We start from the raw sequence: 16,653 nt of genomic DNA, 5'->3' as shown, positions 1-16,653 counted from the left end.
CTCCAGCCTAGGTCGCGCTGCTCAGGCCGTCGGCCCGGCCGGGTCGCCGCCGGGCGCCCTCGTCCCGGCCCCCGGGCCGCCGGCCTCGTCGGGCCGGCGTCGCAGCAGGTACCAGGCCGCGACGCCGCCCGCGATCACCAGGACTGCGCCGACGCCGATGAGCACCGGTCCGGCGACGGCGGGCTCGTCGGCGGCGCTGTCGCCGGCGTCGGGGACCGCGGACGGGGTGGGGTCCGCGGTGGGTGCCGAGGACGCGCTCGAGGTCGTCGCCGGCGACGGCGACGCGGCGTCCGCCGTCGGCTCGGGTGCCGGGACGGGTGCGCCGCCGGTGCCGGCGACGGTGGCCGCGGTCGCGGTGAAGCCGAGCGACCCCTCGATGGGGTGCCCGTCGGCGGACGTGACGCGCCACGCCACGGCGTAGGCGCCCGCGGGCAGCTCGCCCGCGAGCGGCTGGGCGACGGTCGCGTCGACGAGCTCGGCCGGACCCGCGCTGACCACGCGCCCGTCGGCGGCGGTCACGACGACCTCCGTCCCGATCGCCGTGGCGGGCATGTCGAACGTGAGGGTCACCCGGTCCGGCGCGAAGGCCACCGTCGCCCCGTCGGCAGGGTCGCTGGCCCGCAGGGTGTTGTGCGCCTGCGCGGCGGGCGCCCCGAGCAGCGCGAGCGCCCCGACGACACCCGCGGCGGCGACGACACGGCCGATCGCCGCCGCCGTGGCGCCTCGCACCCCCCGCGACCCGCGGCCCTCGGTGCGGGCGTGCAGCGACGGCGGAGCGGCCCGACGGGCGGCGGTGCGGAGCATGTCGTCCAGCATCGCCCACCTCATGCCGTCGCCCCGCGCCGCCGGGTCGTGACGACCGCCACGACGAGCGCGGCGAGCCCGAGGATCAGGCCGACGCCCCCGAGGACGCGCGCGACGGTGTCGGGTTGCTCGTCTGCGGTGCCGGTCGCCGCGCCGGACGCGTCCACGTCGGCCGCGGGTGCGGCGGTCGCGTCGTCGGCTGCTTCCGCGTCGTCGCCGGGGGCGGCCGTGGTGGTGAAGACGGGCGCGGGGTGCTCGGGCTCGCTGCCGTCGGTGGCGACCTCGTCCCAGTCGACGACGGTGCCGTCGCTGTACGACTGGTGCGCGGGCAGGACGAGGTCGAGCCCGACCTCCTCGGGCAGGGGCCCGGCGGAGATCGCGAACTCCTGGAACTGCCCGTCGCCGATCTCCGCGCCGGGCGTCGCGGTCCAGGTGACCCGTGCGGGAGCCTCGGTCAGCGTCGTGCCGTGGCTGTCGACGGGAGTGTCGAGCGGCGCCTTCTCGACCGTCGCCGTCCAGCCGGGGACGGGCCGCGTCGAGACGTAGAGGAAGGGCGTGTCGGTCGGGAGGTCGACGACGACCTGCGTCGTGACCGCCGTCGCCGACTCGTTGGGCACCCGGAACGTCAGCGCGCTCCAGCCGCCCGCGACGGTGCTCTCGGGGATGACGCGGACGTGCGCGTCGGCGGCGCTGGGCAGCACGGCGACGCCGAGCCCGAGCGCCGCGACGGCCGCAGCCCGCCGGACGACCCGTCCCGCACCCCGCGCGGCGCCGGCGGACAGCGAGCCGCGGGGTCGCGAGGAGCCTGCGGCGTACGCGAGCGCGGCGTGCTCGTCGCGAGCGGTGCCGGAGTCGCGGACCGTGCCGGGCACCTGCGCGAGCACTCGCGGGCGGCCGGTCGCGGCGAGGTGGGTGGGCGTGGGGACGTGCTGAGACATGAGGATCCTTCGGGCGTCGCGGACGTCGTGTCCGCGGGGTGGTCGTGGAGGGCGCGGTCGACCGTGCGCACGACCCGACGCATGCCGGGACCGTGACGCGGGTACCGCGAGGCCCGCGCGACGACCAGCCCGCTCCGTCGTCAGGCGGAGCTCGGTGCGGTCGCGTCAGCGCGCGGGCGGTGCGGGCGGGGGCGCAGGTGGCCCTCGACGCGGGTGCGCGCGGGACCACGGTGCGCGGTGGGGCGCGACGGCGACGACGGGGCCGACGAGCGTCCCGCCGACCGGCACGACGACGGGGCCCGGCACGGCGACGCGGGGCCGCAGCCAGGCGAGCAGCCAGTGCAGGGCGCGGTCACCGCCCGCGACGACGAGCGCGGTGAGCACCGTCGCGACGACGTGCAGCACGAGCATCGCGGACGCACCGAGCAGCGGGGTCGCGACGCCGTGCGGGTCGGCGCAGGCGAGGGTGCCGACGGCCTGACCGGCGTGCGCCAGGTGGTCCGTGGCCGGGCCGGCGAGGTGCGCGGCATGCTCCGTCGCCTGGCCGGCGACGTGCCCGGCGTGCTGCGCGGCGGTGTGCGCGGCGTGCGGGTCGACCGCGGCGGTGGCCGGTCCGGCGGACGTCGCGCAGCCGGTCGCGGAGAGGACCGTGAACGCGTGGTGCAGCACGAGCTGCCCGACGCCCAGGACAGCGGTCACGGCGACGCCGCCGAGCCGCCGCCCCGCGAGCGCGACGCAGGCTGCGAGGACCAGCGACGTCAGGGCGACGAGGACGACACCGGCGGGCAGCGCGCCACCGCCGAGGACGTGCGCGAGCCCGGCGAGCGCGACGACGACGGACGCGACGACGCCCGCGCGCACCAGGCGCCAGGGTCCCGACGTCGCGGAGGGCATCCGGTCACGGTAGCCGCGGGGGCGGAACCGCCCCGAGCCCGTGAAAAGTTTCGTGCGGCCGCGACCAGGAGGGACGCGCGCCGTCACCCGCGGGTGTGACGGGGAACACGCGGGTGCATGCTCGGTGTTGGGGACGAACGGCCGCACGCGCCGCCGCTCTCCGCCACGCTGTCAGGTCGAGCCCCGGCCCCGACCCCGCCCGACCCCCGCGGCGTCGCACCGCCTCGCCCGCGACACGGACGCCGCACCGCCCGCACGACGCTCGACCGCCCGACCGCCCGACCGCTCGGCCCGCGCCGCCGGCGCCGCCCGTACCGCCCGCACCACCGTTCCGCCGCATCGCCCGCTCCACCGTCCCCCGCACCTCGCACCTCGCCGCCGAGAAGGACCGATGTCCGCAGACGCCGCCACGGCCACCGCCCCGCCGACCACGTTCCACGCCCCGACCCACCGGGAGATCCGGACGATCCTCGGCGGGCTCATGCTGGGCATGTTCCTGGCGGCGCTCGACCAGACGATCGTCGCGACGTCGATCCGCACGATCGGCGACGACCTGCACGGCCTGTCGCTGCAGGCGTGGGTGACGACGGCGTACCTGCTGACGGCGACGATCTCGACGCCGCTGTACGGCAAGCTCTCCGACATCTACGGGCGCAAGCCGTCCTACCTGCTCGCGATCGCGTTGTTCGTCACGGGTTCGCTGCTGTCCGGCACCGCGGGGTCGATGTACGAGCTCGCGATGTTCCGCGGCTTGCAGGGGCTGGGCGCGGGCGGTCTCATGGCGCTCGCGATCACGATCCTCGGCGACCTGGTCGCGCCACGGGAGCGCGCGCGGTACCAGGGGTACTTCCTCGCGGTGTTCGGCACGTCGTCCGTGCTCGGGCCGGTCATCGGCGGGTTCTTCGCGGGGGCCGACGAGATCCTCGGGATCACCGGGTGGCGCTGGGTGTTCCTGGTGAACGTGCCGATCGGCATCCTCGCGTTCGTGGTGATCCTGCGCGTGCTGCACCTGCCGCCGCTGCGCCGCGTCGAGCACCGCATCGACTGGCCGGGCGCGGTCGCGCTCGTCGTGGCGCTGGTGCCGCTGCTGCTGGTCGCGGAGCAGGGCCGGGAGTGGGGCTGGTCGTCGACGCGCTCCCTCGGCTGCTACGTGACGGGCGCCGTCGGGCTGCTGCTGTTCTGGCTCGCCGAGCGGCGGGCCAAGCAGGACGCGATCCTGCCGCTCTACCTGTTCCGGAACCGCACGTTCGGCGTCGGGGCAGCGGCGAACATCGTCATCGGGCTCGGCATGTTCGGCGGCCTCGCGACGCTGCCGCTGTACCTGCAGATCGTCCGCGGCCAGACGCCGACAGAGGCCGGCCTCACGCTCATCCCGTTCACGGTCGGGATCATGTCGGGGTCGGTCATCGCCGGCCAGACGACCGCGCGCACCGGCCGGTACAAGGTGTTCCCCGTCATCGGGACGATGCTCATGGTCGTCGGGGCGCTGCTGTTCTCGCGGCTCGCGGTCGAGACGCCGTTCTGGCAGATCTTCGCGGCGTCGGTCGTGTTCGGGCTGGGCCTCGGCCTGACGATGCAGCCGCTCGTGCTCGCGGTGCAGAACGCGGTCGCGATCCGCGACATGGGTGTCGCGACGTCGTCGTCGCTGTTCTTCCGGCAGATGGGCGGCACGCTCGGGACGGCTGTCTTCCTGTCGATCCTCTTCTCGACGGTCGGCGGCAACATCCGCGACGCGTTCGCACGGCTGCTGCCGACGCCGGACTTCCAGGCCGCACTCACCGACCGCGCCGTGCTGAGCGACCCCGCGAACGCCGCCGTGGCCGACGCGATCCAGGGCAGCGGGTCGCTGCCGTCGCTCGACGACTCGTCCTTCATCGGCTCTCTCGACCCGCGGCTCGCGCAGCCGTTCCTCGAGGGCTTCGCGCAGTCCGTCGACCTCGTGCTGCTGATCGCCGCCTGCATCATGGTCGTCGGCGTGGTCCTCACGATCCTGCTGCCCGAGCTGCCGCTGCGGACCGTCTCCGGCATCGAGGGACGCCTGGCCGAGGGCGACGGCACCACGCCGCCCGCCGCCGACCCGGACGTCGAGACGCCGCGCACCGCGGGCGGTCCCGTGACGGCGATCGGCGGCGTCACCGCGACCGTCGCCGACGCCGACGCGGCCCGACGTGAGGCCGCCGCCGCGCCCGGCGCGCACACCGACCTGCCGGAACGCTGAACCTCCGGGCCCGTGCCACCGTTGAACCGGTGACACGACGGAGCCCAGCACCGGAGGCCGCGATGCCGCAGATCCAGGAGTCCCCCGCCCTTCCCACCGACGCCCCCGACGCCGCGCACGCGTGCGGCGGGTGCCTGGACCGCCGGCAGGTGCTGCAGCGTGCCGGTCTCGTCACGATGGGTGTCGCCGCCGCGGGCGTGCTCGCCGCGTGCTCGTCGGGCGGGTCCGGCGACGGCGGGTCCGGGGGCGGCGGTGGCGGGGGTGGCTCGACGCCCGCGGCCGACAGCGCGCTCGCGCAGGTCTCCGACATCCCCGTGGGCGGCGCGATCTCCGCGACCGGCGCCGACGGCAAGCCGATCCTCCTCGTGCAGCCCGAGGCGGGGACCGTCGTGGCCCTGTCCGCGATCTGCACCCACCAGGGCTGCACGGTCGTCGTCGACGGCGACGAGCTCAGCTGCCCGTGCCACGGCTCGGTGTTCGACCTGACCGGCAAGAACGTGTCCGGTCCGGCACCCGAGCCGCTGCCCCCTGTCGAGGTGCACGTCGCCGACGGCGCCGTGCTGCCCGGGAAGGCATGACCGCCATGACCGCCTCCACCACCGGCACCCCGCGCACCGCCGCGGGTCGTCGACCCATCGCGCTCGGCCTGCGCGTCGTGCTGGCCGTGTGCGTGATCGCGTCCGCCGTCGTCCACCTGATCCTGTGGGACGACGGCATGAAGAACGTCGACGTCGTCGGCCAGGCGTTCCTGCTCAACGGCGTCGCCGGCCTCGTCCTCGGCGTGCTGCTGCTCGTCTGGCGGTCGGTGTGGCCGCTGCTCGGCGCGATCGCGTTCGGTGCCGCGACGCTCGGGGCGTTCGTGGTCGCGACGACCGTCGGGCTGTTCGGGGTGCACTCCCGCTGGGAGGGCACGAACGAGTGGATCTCGGCGATCACCGAGGCGCTGGCGATCGTCCTCGGGATCGTCGCGATCGTCGTCGAGCGACGCCTGGTGGCCGCCGCGCCCACGACGGCGACCGCCGTCTGACGCGACGCCCGGCCGGCCCGCACCCGGGAGCGGCTGACACGCCGCTCGGCGTGTCCGCACCGGGACCGGGCCGACGCGACGCCCGGCCGGGCGCACGCAGGGGGTCAGCCCCAGACGAGTCCCTGCGCGGGGTCGGCGAGCACCGACGCGACGTCGGCGAGCACCCGCGCGCCGAGCTCGCCGTCGACGAGGCGGTGGTCGAACGACAGCGCGAGCTGCGTGACGTGCCGCGGCTTGACCTTGCCCTTGTGCACCCACGGCTGGAGCCGGATCGCGCCGAACGCGAGGATCGCGGCCTCGCCGGGGTTGAGGATCGGCGTGCCCGTGTCGATGCCGAAGACGCCGACGTTGGTGATCGTGATGGTCCCGTCGGCCATGTCCGTCGGCGACGTGCGGCCCGCGCGCGCGGTGGCCGTGAGCTCGCCGAGCCCGCGCGCGAGCTCGAGCAGGCTCAGGCGGTGCGCGTCCTTGACGTTCGGGACGACGAGCCCGCGGGGGGTCGCGGCCGCGATGCCCAGGTTGATGTAGTGCTTGTAGACGATCTCCTGCGCGACGTCGTCCCACGACGCGTTGATCTCCGGGTGGCGCCGCACCGCGAGCATGAGCGCCTTCGCGGCGATCAGCAGCGGGGTGACGCGCACGTCGGCGAACTCCTTCTCGCCGCGGAGCCGCTCGACGAGCCGCATCGTGCGCGTGACGTCGACCGTGTGGAAGACCGTGACGTGCGGGGCGGTGAACGCGCTGGTCACCATCGCCTCGGCGGTGCGCTTCCGGACGGACTTCACGGGAACGCGCGTCTGGCGGCCGTCGGACGAGACGGTGCCGCTCGCGAGCCACGGCTTGTCGTCGCCGGGGTACGTCGCGAGCGTCCGCGCCTCGGCCTGCGCGGCACGGGCGAGCACGTCCTCGCGCGTGACGATCCCGCCCGGCCCGGTCGGCGTGACGGAGTCGAGGTCGAGGCCGAGCTCGCGTGCGAGCTTGCGCACGGGCGGCTTCGCGAGCGCGTGGGCCGACGCCCGGGCGGTGCCAGCCGCGGTCGGAGAGCCCGCACCGGCGGCAGCCGCCTCCGCCGTCGTCGTACCCGCACCACCGGGCGAGGTGCCGGTCGCGGTCGCCGTAGCCGTCGACGTGCCGCCGCGGGGACGACGCGTCGCACCCGGGTCCGCGAGCCCATACCCCACGAGCACGGCCTGACGGCCCTCGCCGGCCGCGCCGCCGTCACCCGCGGGCGACGTCCCGCCTGCGGCCGACGACGTCGCCGCGCCGCCCGCGGAGGCGCCGGTCGCACCGGCTCCGCCGGACGTGGCGGTGGTCAGCCCGGCCGACGCCCGCTCGGCGGGTGTGCCGCCGAGACCTGCCGCCGCGCGCGCCGCGGTCCCGTCGGCGCCGACCCCGGCCGCCGTCCGGGTGCCCGTCGCGCTCGTGCCACCGTCGAGACCTGCGGCGTGCTCCTCGCGCGCCTGCTGCTCCGCCGCACGTCGCGCCGCCTCGGCCTGCTCGCGCACGGCCGCGACCTCGTCGGCACCACCGGGCTCGACGCCCGCGTGCCGGTCGCCGCCGCCGCGGTGCCCGTGCTCGATCGCGCCGCCGTGCCCCGTCCCGGGTGCGGGGGCCTCGCCCGTCGGGTCGGTGTCGATCTCGATGATCGGGGTGCCGACGTCGACCGTCTGCCCGGGCTCCACGAGGATCGCCGAGACGACGCCCGTCCACGGGCTGGGCAGGTCGACGAGCGACTTCGCCGTCTCGATCTCGACGATCGTCTGGTTGACCTCGACGGCGTCCCCGACCGCCACGTGCCACGCGACGATCTCGGCCTCGGTCAGGCCCTCGCCCGCGTCGGGCAGCGGGAACTGCTGGTAGGTCGGCACGGGCGGGTCCTCCTCGGACGGGGTCTGTCGGCGAGCGGGTCGGGTGAGCCCGCGCCGCCGCGTCAGGGGTGGCGACGCAGCGGCGCGGGCAGAGCCGTCAGAACGCGAGTGCGCGCTCGACGGCGTCCAGGACCCGGTCGAGACCGGGCAGGTAGTCGTGCTCGACCTTCGCGACCGGGTAGGGCGCGTGGTACCCGCCGACGCGCAGCACCGGCGCCTGCAGGTGGTAGAAGCACTCCTCGGTGATGCGGGCCGCGACCTCGCCGCCCGTCCCGTACAGCACGGGGGCCTCGTGCACGACGACGCAGCGGCCGGTGCGGCGGACCGACTCGGCGACGGTCGCGGTGTCGAGCGGCGACAGCGCGCGCAGGTCGACGACCTCGATGCTCGTGCCCTCCGCGGCGGCGGCCTCGGCGGCCTTGAGGGCGGTCTGCACGGTCGGCCCGTAGGCCACGACGGTGACGTCGGTGCCCGCGCGCACGATCCGCGCCTTGTCGAGCAGCGGGCCGTCGGCGGGGGCGTCGAGGTCGACGTCGCCCTTCTCCCAGTAGCGGCCCTTGGGCTCGAAGAAGATCACGGGGTCGGGCGACGTGATCGACTGCTGGATCATCCGGTACGCCTCGACCGGGCTGGACGGGCTGACGACGCGCAGGCCCGCGGTGTGCGCGAACAGCACCTCGGGCGACTCCGAGTGGTGCTCGACCGCGCCGATGCCGCCGCCGTACGGGATGCGGATGACGACGGGGAGCGTCAGGCGGCCCTGCGAGCGGTAGTGCATCTTCGACAGCTGCGTCGTGATCTGGTCGAACGCCGGAAAGACGAAACCGTCGAACTGGATCTCGCACACCGGGCGGTAACCGCGCAGCGCCAGGCCGATCGCGGTGCCGACGATGCCGGACTCCGCGAGCGGCGTGTCGACGACGCGGTCCTCGCCGAAGTCCTTCTGCAGGCCGTCCGTCACGCGGAAGACGCCGCCGAGCTTGCCGATGTCCTCGCCCATGAGCAGCACGCGCGGGTCGTTCTCGAGCGCGCGCCGCAGGCCGAGGTTGATGGCCTTCGCGAACGTCAGGCGCTGCGTGCCGCGGGTGCCCGCGTCCGCCGCGCGCGCCTCGGTCGTGGTCGTGCTCACCGGTGGCTCCCTTCCCGCGACTGGTCGGCGTCCGTGAACGACGCCTCGTACCGCTCGAACCACGCCCGCTCGCCCTCGACGACGGAGTGCGGCGTGGCGTAGACGTGCTCGAACATCGACGCCGACGACGGGCGTCCCATCGCGCGCACCTCGGTGCGGATGCGCTCGCCGAGCGCGTCGGCCTCGTCGGCGACCTGCTCGACGAACTCGGCCGACAGCTCGCCGAGCTGCTCGAGGTGCAGCCGGAGCCGGTCGATCGGGTCGCGGCGGCGCCAGTACTCCTCCTCCGCGCTGGACCGGTAGCGCGTCGGGTCGTCCGACGTGGTGTGCGCGCCCATGCGGTAGGTGAACGCCTCGACGAACGTCGGGCCGCCGCCGGTGCGCGCGCGCTCGAGCGCCTGCTGCGTGACGGCGTAGGTCGCGAGGACGTCGTTGCCGTCGACGCGCACCGACGGGACGCCGAACCCGGGTCCGCGGTCGGCGAGCGGCACGCGCGCCTGCTTGGTCGTCGGCTCGGAGATGGCCCACTGGTTGTTCTGGCAGAAGAACACGACGGGCGCGTTGTTCACGGCGGCGAAGACGAGCGCCTCGTTGACGTCGCCCTGCGACGTCGCGCCGTCGCCGAAGTAGACGACGACCGCCGCGTCCCGGTCCGGGTCGCCCGTGCCGACCAGGCCGTCGCGCTGCAGGCCCATCGCGTAGCCCGTCGCGTGCAGCGTGTGCGAGCCGATCACCAGCGTGTACAGGTGGAAGCCGTGGGCGACCGGGTCCCAGCCGCCGTGGTCGATGCCGCGGAACAGCCGCAGCACCTGCGCGAGGTCGACACCGCGGACGTGCGCGACGCCGTGCTCGCGGTAGCTCGGGAAGACGTGGTCGCGCGGGCTCATCGCGTGCGCCGAGCCGATCTGCGCGGCCTCCTGACCGAGGCCCTGCGCGAAGAGGGCGAGCTCCCCCTGACGCTGCAGGGACGTCGCCTCGGTGTCGAAGCGGCGCACGAGCACCATGTCGCGGTAGAGCGCGCGCAGGCCGTCGGCGTCGAGGTGCGCGACGCGGGCGTCGAGGTCGGGGTGCGGGACACGCTCACCCGTGGGAGTCAGCAGCTGGACGAGACCGTCGTCGGTCGGCGGGCTGGTCTGGCTCACGCGGTTCTCCTTCACGCCGGCGGCGGTGGCCGCTCGTGGTCGGGCAGTCCGGGTCGTTGGCTCGAACCTACGTCAGCGTAGGCTACGCATGCGTAGGTTGCCCGCGAACCCGACGAACAAGGCTCGTCCGGACGCGTTGTGGAACCCCTACAGACCCCGCCGCAGTTTTCAGCCGCTCACGTCCCCCAGAACCCGCCGCGACCAGCCGATGACAGTGGTAAGGCGGTGAGCGCCACCGCGGGAAGGGGCCCGACGATGCGCGACGACGAGACCGGCACGACCGGCGGCACCACCACGCCACCGGACTCCTCCCCCGCGGTCGCGGCCGCGCACGTCGTGTCCGAGCACGACGTGCGGCTCGCCCTGACCGCCCTCGAGCTGGAGGACCGCGCCCTCACCGTCCACCGGGCGACGGCCTTCCTCACGGCGCTCGGCGTCACCGTCACGCACGCGCCGCTCCCGGCGACACCGTGGTCGGCCGACCCTGCCGCCACGACACCCGCCACCACGACACCCGCCGAGGCGCACGGTCCTGCGGTGGACCTCGGGGACGGGAACCTCGCCCGCTCCGAGCGCGCGTCGGGTCCCGTCTCCCGCGTGACGGTGCGGATCCCCGCCGGCGAGAGCGACGACGACTCCGTCGAGGGCGACATCGCGAACCTCCTGGAGGTGCTCTCGCACCTCCAGGACCGCCTGCCCACGCCGACGCCCGAGGAGCTCCGCAGCCGCCCCCGCGTCGCCCTGCCGCACGCGCAGCCCGCGCGTCCGACCGTCCGCGCCTCGGTCCGCCGCCGCTCGATCGCCTGACGCGATCCCCCTCCCGCCTGCTCGCCCACCCACCCGGGTGCCGCCCTGTTCACTCCCTCACGCAGCCGTCGCGGCTGCCCACTGCCGCGCAGCCGGTGTCCCGCGTTCTCGTCCCGTCCCGCGTGCTCGTCTCGCTGACCGGCCCGTCGCCACCGGGAGGCCCGCGACCCGGTGGCATGCTGGAGCCGTGAGCCGAGTCCCGCTGCGCAAGGCCCTCGCCGACCTCCCGCCGTACGTCCCCGGAGCTCGCGCCCCCGTCGGCGCGGCCGCGTACAAGCTGTCGTCGAACGAGAACCCGTACCCGCCGCTGCCCTCGGTCGTCGCGGCGATCGCGGACGCGGCCGTCGACGTCAACCGGTACCCGGACATGTACGCGACCGAGCTGGTCGAGGCGATCGCGACGTCGCTCGGCGTCGCCCCGGAGAACGTCGTCACGGGCTGCGGCTCGGTCGCGGCCCTCGGTCACGTGCTCACCGCCGTGTGCGAGGCGGGCGACGAGGTCGTCTTCCCCTGGCGGTCGTTCGAGGCGTACCCGATCGCGGTCTCGCTCGCCGGGGCGGACGGCGTGCGCGTCCCCGTCGGTGCCGACGGGCGACTCGACCTCGAGGCGATGGCCAAGGCCGTGACCCCCCGGACCAAGGCCGTGCTGGTGTGCACGCCGAACAACCCGACCGGCCCCGCGGTGCACGCCGACGAGCTCGCGGGCTTCCTCGCCGCGGTCCCGTCGCACGTGCTCGTGGTCGTCGACGAGGCGTACGTCGAGTTCGTCCGCGACGACCGTGCCGCCGACGGGCTCGCGGTGTTCGCCGAGCACCCCAACGTCGTCCTGCTGCGCACGTTCTCGAAGGCCTACGGCCTGGCCGGCCTGCGGGTCGGCTTCGCGGTGGCCCGTCCTCGACTCGCGGCGGGGATCCGCGCGGCGTCGACGCCGTTCGGCGTCTCGCACGTCGCGCAGCTGGCCGCGTTGGCGTCGCTGCGGGCCCGCGACGAGCTGCTGCACCGCGTCGACGCGATCGTCGTCGAGCGCGCCCGCATGCTCGCCGGGCTGCGCGCCCAGGGCTGGTCGGTCCCCGACTCGCAGGCGAACTTCGTCTGGCTGCCGCTCGGCGACCACGCGTCGTCGTTCGCGGAGCGCTGCACCCGCGCCGGCGTGCTGGTCCGCCCGTTCGCGGGCGACGGCGTCCGCGTGAGCGTCGGCGAGCCGGAGGCGACCGACCTGTTCCTCGAGGTCGCGGCGGACGCCCACCGCCGCTGAGCGCCGCTCGGAGACGAGGCGGCGTCGTGTCGCGCGTCGCCGTCGTCGGGCCGGCCGCCGCGTCGTCGTCGCCGGGGGGGTCGGGTCGACGTCGTCGGGCCGACCGCCGGGTACTCGTCGCCGGGGAGGTCGGGTCGACGTCGTCGGGCCGACCGCCGGGTACTCGTCGCGGGGAGGTCGGGTCGACGTCGTCGAGCCGACCGCCGGGTACTCGTCGCCGGGGAGGTCCGGTCGCCGTCGTCGGGGCCGACCGCCGGGTACTCGTCGCGGGGAGGTCGGGTCGAGCGGCCAGGCCCCCGAGTCGGCCCTCGGTCCCGCTGGTCGGTGACCGTCACGTCGACGCCACGTACAGATTCATGGACTCGACGCGCCACACCCCCGCGTACCACGTGAGGGTCGCGAGGACGTCGTACCGACCCCCTTCCGTGACGCCGACGACCACCCCATCGGCGTCGACGAGCTGCGCATCGTCCTCGACGAGCACTCCCGTGACCGCGTACCAGGATCCGGGGGTGGCCTCGGTCGGTGACGGGGCGACGAGCGTGAGCCCACCCCCCACCTCGGTGATCCCGCTCGCGGCGAGCGTGACGACCCGTTCGGCGACCTCGGCGCAGACGCCGCACGTGTCCGCGTACGTCCCCTCCAGCGCCGTGGCGGAGCCCGTCGTGCGCGCGTACGTCCACAGGTCGAGGACGTGGTCGAGGGCCGCGACAGCTCCGGCGCCGTCGCCGACGGCCATCGCAGCGGGCTGCTCCGGCGCCGGAGCCGCCCGGTCGGGCAGGACACGCTCCGTCGACGTCTCACCGGACGTCGGCCGCTCAGGCCGCGCAGGTCGCCGCGACGCGTCGCGGGTCGGCGCGGCAGTCGCGACAGCCACCGCCGGCGCATCGGTGCTCGGGGTCGACGCGGGTCCTGTGCACGCCGTCAGCACGGCCGTCGCCGCCACCACCACAGCGAGCCAGGTGCGGCGGCGCCGTCCGCCGAGACGCCCCGACCCGCCGAGTCGCCCGGACGGGCCGCACGCGGGCGGGCGCCGATGGCAGGATCGACGCATGTCGTTCGTGGTGAGGGTGCTGATCAACGGCGTCGCGATCTGGCTCGCGACCCTCGTCCTGTCGGGCCTGACGATCGTCGGTGCCGACTCCAACCTCGAGCAGGTGGCGATCATCCTGCTCATCGCGCTCGTCTTCGGGATCGTCAACGCGGTGGTCAAGCCGATCGTCGCGTTCCTGTCGATCCCGCTGTACATCCTGACGCTCGGCCTGTTCACGCTGGTGGTGAACGCCCTGATGCTCATGCTCACCGCGTGGATCACGGAGCAGACGAGCTGGGGCCTGCGCATCGACAACTTCGGCACCGCCGTGCTGGGGGCGCTGATCATCTCCATCGTGAGCTTCGTCCTCTCGGTCATCGTCCCGGGCGACAGGGACTGAGCACCCGGCGCCACGGACCCTGCGATGTCGAGCGCCGTCACCGGGTCCTCCCGGGCGGCGCGGTCAGCGGGCCGCCGGGCGCCAGCCGGTCGGGGCGCTGCAGCCCGGTGAGCGGGTCGGTCGCGACGACGTGCGGATCGCGCGTCGCGATGAACTGCTGCGTGGTCGACGTCGTCCCCTCCGGGCCGAGCACGGACTCGACGGCGCGCGCGAAATCGCGGAGCTGCGGGTCGTCGAGCTCGAGCTCCACCGCCTCCGCGAGACGCACGTACCGGGCCGCGCTGTGCGCCTCGACGAGGTTCCTGACCGGCGGTGCCCCCGCATCGGCTGCCTGACCTGTGACGATGCGGACGTTCGGCCCCCCGCGGTCGGGTCGGCCGTCGCTCTGCGGCGCGATGTCCCCGCCGTCGCGCAGGTGCAGGACCTGGACGCCGGGCGGCATCGGTCCGCGCGGGATGTCGGGCGATCCCGCTGTCACGACGGCCGCGATCGTGTACGTGCCCGCGAGCGCCGTGGCCACGCTGGTCGCGACCATGCCGCCCTGGCTGTGGCCTGCGAGGAGCACGGGGTCTTCCTCGCGGATGCCGGCGAGCCGCATCGCCTCGATGACCGCCGGGGTCATGGACTCGGTCATCGCTCCCGCCAGGCCGAGGTCGGTGCCGACGTCCATCGGGTTGGTCCCGTTCAACGAGGGCGACTGGGTCCCCGGGATCTCGACGGCCCACGACATCGACCCGTCGGGCTTCTCGAACCGCTGGATCGAGATCGTGCCCGGCGGGGTCCCCGGCACCGCCGCCACCGAGCCGTCGTCGTAGGTGCGCGCCGTGTTCGCGATCACCCCCGCGACGTCACGTGGCGTCGGGAGCTGCGCGCCGCCCACGCGCGGGACGACGACCGTGGGGCCCGGTTCCGGTAGGAGCCGGGCGAGCTGACGGACGAGCATCGGCACGCGCAGGTCCGGTGGCACGCGCGAGGCCGTCGGCCCGAGGAGCGTGGTCGCGAGCCCGAGGGTCAGCAGCTCGGCCCGCCCGTCGGCCACGAGCACGGCGGCGAGCCGCTGGAGGGACTGGACGCGCTCACGCACGACGTCGTCGGCTCGGCCCGACGGCAACGCCCACGCGGCGCGAAGGACCGTGTCGAGCGCGACCGCACGCAGCGCCACGGACGCCGCGCCGGCGGCGGCGACGCCGAGCAGCGGACGGACGATCGGCAAGGTCGGGAGCAGCGCGTCGAGCATCGGCTCGCCGCCGACGACGAAGCGCATCAGCCGGTGCACGCCGGACTCGGCCGAGTCGTAGGTGACGATCGCGGCACGGACGCGACGCCCCAGCGCGCGCGCCTCGTGCGCGCAGCGCCCCGGCGACGCCGTCCCTTCCCGCGCGGAGTGCAGCGCGGCAGACGCAGCCCTGCCCTCGTCGGTCAGCAGCGCGGGACGAGCGGCGTCGACCGCGACCGCGAGCGCGCGGTCCGCGAGGTCGAGGTGGTCGGCGACGCGGCCGAGCATCGCCTCGGCCCGCTGCATCTCCGCGGTGTCGACGAGGTCCGGGCGGCCGCCCCCGACGACCGTCAGGCCGCCGTCGCTCACCAGGTGCCGCCGAGGAGACCGCTCGTGGGCCGGACGACAGCGGCCGCGTCGGCGGTGCTCGCAGCCCGTTCGGCGACCTCGATCGCGTCGACCGTCCGTGCCAGCCGGGCGTGGAGGTCCTCCAGCGCGTGCAGGTAGCGCCCGACCGTCGGCGACCGCCACTCGACGCGACGCGCGGCCAGCACGAGCCGGCGCGCCTCGTCGACGTGGAGGCGCGCCGTGCGGACGTGGGGAGCGATCGCGCTGGTCATGGCGGGGACGCTAGGAGCGGGGCCCTGGGCGTCGTCGGGCACCCCTCTGCACCAGTGGACGAGGCCCCGCTGGTCCGGGCTGTGGACGGCTGGACGTCACGGCGCGCGGCGGGCGCAGGCGCGTCCGCGACAGCGCCCCCGGCAGACGGTGATCGCGCCGTTCGGAGGCCGACCCACGACCCACAGGAGCACCGTCCGCCCGCCCGCGCACCCCGCACCCACCCGCGAGGCGCGGCGCGTCCCCGTCGGACCGCCGGGTTAGCGTGCGCACGTGCCCCACCGCCTCCCCGCGCCGCTCGGCGTGCTCGCCGTCGTCGTCGGGTCGCTCCTGTTCGCGGTCAACGGCACGGTCGCCAAGCTCGCGATGCAGGCCGGCCTCAGCCCCACCCGGCTCGTCGAGATCCGCTGCGTCGGGTCGGCCGTCGTGCTCGTCGCCGCGGTCCTCGTGGTCGGCGCACGGCGGCTGCGGCTGCGTGACCGGCGCGAGCTCGTGTCCCTCGCGGTCCTCGGCGTCGTCGGGGTCGCGCTGGTCCAGTGGCTCTACCTCACGGCGATCTCCCGGCTCCCCGTCGGCATCGCGCTCCTCATCGAGTACACCGCTCCCCTGCTCGTCGCCCTGTGGGCGCGGTTCGTGCTCAAGGAGGCCGTGCACCGTCGCGTGTGGTGGGCGCTCGTGGCGTGCCTGGGCGGGCTGGCGCTCGTCGCGCAGGTCGGCGAGGGCGTCGTGCTCGACGCGCTGGGTCTGCTCGCCGCGGCCGGCGCGGCCGTGTCGCTCGCGGCCTACTACCTGCTCGGCGACAAGCTCCTCACGACGCGCGGCCCCCTCTCGACGCACGCGTGGACCATGGCGTTCGCGGCACTGTTCTGGGTCGTCCTGCAGCCGGTGTGGACCTACCCGTACGGGATGCTCGACGACGGGGTCGACGTCCCCGGCACCGTCACCCCGCCCCTGTGGCTGCTCGTCGTCTGGATCGTCGTCCTCGGCACCGTCGTGCCGTACCTGCTGTTCCTCGTGGGCATCCGGTCGCTCGGTCCCGCGCGCGCGGGCCTGCTGGGGATGGTCGAGCCCGTTGCCGCGTCCGCCTCCGCGTGGGTCTTCCTCGGCGAGGCGATGACGGCGGTGCAGCTCGTCGGCGGCGCGGTGGTCCTCGGTGGCGTCGTCCTCGCGGAGACCGCCCGCCAGCGCCGCCCGGCCGACGCGCCCGCGGGCGTTCTCCCGGACACCGTCGCGCCATGACGAGGCGACGCGCGACCGAGCCGGTCGGTGCAAGCACCGCACGTGGCCGGCGGACGGTCCACGCG

Annotated in this window: 16 protein-coding genes; 7 read left to right on the top strand and 9 right to left on the bottom strand. The window is 75.4% G+C overall.

Features of this window, described 5'->3' with window-relative positions; all coding sequences use genetic code 11:
- Window positions 1–21: 21 nt before the first annotated feature.
- The 3 genes from GXP71_RS17710 to GXP71_RS17700 all read right to left on the bottom strand — a co-directional run bounded on the left by GXP71_RS17710 (window position 22) and on the right by GXP71_RS17700 (window position 2,636).
- Entirely contained in the window at window positions 22–816 is a 795-nt protein-coding gene (locus tag GXP71_RS17710) for a copper resistance CopC family protein (RefSeq protein ID WP_162353736.1), read from the bottom strand.
- 8 nt (window positions 817–824) lie between these two features.
- Window positions 825–1,742 carry a YcnI family protein gene (locus tag GXP71_RS17705; protein WP_162353735.1) on the bottom strand — a complete coding sequence of 306 codons (918 nt, stop codon included), beginning with the start codon at window positions 1,740–1,742 and terminating at the stop codon, window positions 825–827.
- A 165-nt stretch (window positions 1,743–1,907) separates the two neighbouring features.
- Window positions 1,908–2,636, bottom strand: a complete 729-nt coding sequence (locus GXP71_RS17700; RefSeq protein ID WP_162353734.1) for a hypothetical protein — start codon at window positions 2,634–2,636, stop codon at window positions 1,908–1,910.
- Window positions 2,637–3,027: 391 nt separating this feature from the next.
- Between GXP71_RS17700 and GXP71_RS17695 the strand changes: the two genes are divergently transcribed.
- The 3 genes from GXP71_RS17695 to GXP71_RS17685 all read left to right on the top strand — a co-directional run bounded on the left by GXP71_RS17695 (window position 3,028) and on the right by GXP71_RS17685 (window position 5,881).
- The gene (locus GXP71_RS17695; protein WP_162353733.1) at window positions 3,028–4,854 is read left to right on the top strand and encodes an MDR family MFS transporter; all 1,827 of its coding nucleotides are present in this window, start codon (window positions 3,028–3,030) and stop codon (window positions 4,852–4,854) included.
- 62 nt (window positions 4,855–4,916) lie between these two features.
- Window positions 4,917–5,432 (top strand): ubiquinol-cytochrome c reductase iron-sulfur subunit, encoded by a 516-nt coding sequence (locus GXP71_RS17690; RefSeq protein ID WP_162353732.1) that lies wholly within the window; start codon window positions 4,917–4,919, stop codon window positions 5,430–5,432.
- A 5-nt stretch (window positions 5,433–5,437) separates the two neighbouring features.
- Window positions 5,438–5,881 carry a hypothetical protein gene (locus GXP71_RS17685; protein WP_162353731.1) on the top strand — a complete coding sequence of 148 codons (444 nt, stop codon included), beginning with the start codon at window positions 5,438–5,440 and terminating at the stop codon, window positions 5,879–5,881.
- Between the two features lie 104 nt (window positions 5,882–5,985).
- Here the strand turns inward: GXP71_RS17685 and GXP71_RS17680 are convergent, their stop codons facing one another.
- The 3 genes from GXP71_RS17680 to pdhA all read right to left on the bottom strand — a co-directional run bounded on the left by GXP71_RS17680 (window position 5,986) and on the right by pdhA (window position 10,035).
- Window positions 5,986–7,749 (bottom strand): dihydrolipoamide acetyltransferase family protein, encoded by a 1,764-nt coding sequence (locus GXP71_RS17680; RefSeq protein WP_162353730.1) that lies wholly within the window; start codon window positions 7,747–7,749, stop codon window positions 5,986–5,988.
- Window positions 7,750–7,846: 97 nt separating this feature from the next.
- Complete coding sequence (locus tag GXP71_RS17675; RefSeq protein ID WP_162353729.1) at window positions 7,847–8,878, bottom strand: alpha-ketoacid dehydrogenase subunit beta; 1,032 nt, start codon at window positions 8,876–8,878, stop codon at window positions 7,847–7,849.
- Window positions 8,875–10,035, bottom strand: coding sequence for a pyruvate dehydrogenase (acetyl-transferring) E1 component subunit alpha (gene pdhA, locus GXP71_RS17670; protein ID WP_162353728.1), 1,161 nt, complete (start codon window positions 10,033–10,035; stop codon window positions 8,875–8,877). Before pdhA ends, GXP71_RS17675 begins: the two co-directional genes overlap by 4 nt.
- Window positions 10,036–10,275: 240 nt before the next feature.
- Between pdhA and GXP71_RS17665 the strand changes: the two genes are divergently transcribed.
- Window positions 10,276–10,827, top strand: coding sequence for a hypothetical protein (locus GXP71_RS17665; protein WP_162353727.1), 552 nt, complete (start codon window positions 10,276–10,278; stop codon window positions 10,825–10,827).
- A gap of 187 nt (window positions 10,828–11,014) precedes the next feature.
- Window positions 11,015–12,082, top strand: coding sequence for a histidinol-phosphate transaminase (hisC, locus tag GXP71_RS17660; RefSeq protein ID WP_162353726.1), 1,068 nt, complete (start codon window positions 11,015–11,017; stop codon window positions 12,080–12,082).
- Window positions 12,083–12,413: 331 nt separating this feature from the next.
- On the opposite strand, the gene GXP71_RS17655 is transcribed toward hisC, so the two are convergent.
- Window positions 12,414–12,821 carry a DUF6318 family protein gene (locus GXP71_RS17655; RefSeq protein ID WP_162353725.1) on the bottom strand — a complete coding sequence of 136 codons (408 nt, stop codon included), beginning with the start codon at window positions 12,819–12,821 and terminating at the stop codon, window positions 12,414–12,416.
- A 313-nt stretch (window positions 12,822–13,134) separates the two neighbouring features.
- On the opposite strand from GXP71_RS17655, the gene GXP71_RS17650 reads away from it, so the two are divergent.
- Window positions 13,135–13,515, top strand: coding sequence for a phage holin family protein (locus GXP71_RS17650; RefSeq protein ID WP_124342429.1), 381 nt, complete (start codon window positions 13,135–13,137; stop codon window positions 13,513–13,515).
- Between the two features lie 37 nt (window positions 13,516–13,552).
- Here the strand turns inward: GXP71_RS17650 and GXP71_RS17645 are convergent, their stop codons facing one another.
- The gene (locus tag GXP71_RS17645; protein ID WP_162353724.1) at window positions 13,553–15,100 is read right to left on the bottom strand and encodes a hypothetical protein; all 1,548 of its coding nucleotides are present in this window, start codon (window positions 15,098–15,100) and stop codon (window positions 13,553–13,555) included.
- A complete protein-coding gene (locus tag GXP71_RS17640; RefSeq protein ID WP_162353723.1) occupies window positions 15,097–15,351 on the bottom strand; it encodes a hypothetical protein in 255 nt (84 codons plus the stop codon). The genes GXP71_RS17645 and GXP71_RS17640 overlap by 4 nt, the downstream gene beginning before the upstream one ends.
- A gap of 271 nt (window positions 15,352–15,622) precedes the next feature.
- Between GXP71_RS17640 and GXP71_RS17635 the strand changes: the two genes are divergently transcribed.
- Window positions 15,623–16,588 carry a DMT family transporter gene (locus tag GXP71_RS17635; protein ID WP_202924282.1) on the top strand — a complete coding sequence of 322 codons (966 nt, stop codon included), beginning with the start codon at window positions 15,623–15,625 and terminating at the stop codon, window positions 16,586–16,588.
- The last annotated feature ends 65 nt before the right edge of the window (window positions 16,589–16,653 follow it).

The sequence above is a fragment of the Cellulomonas sp. H30R-01 genome (genome assembly GCF_010119915.1).
Classification (GTDB): Bacteria; Actinomycetota; Actinomycetes; order Actinomycetales; family Cellulomonadaceae; genus Cellulomonas; species Cellulomonas algicola.
The sequence above is the reverse complement of the archived record's forward strand: the minus strand, read 5'-3'. Positions and strand labels throughout refer to the sequence as shown.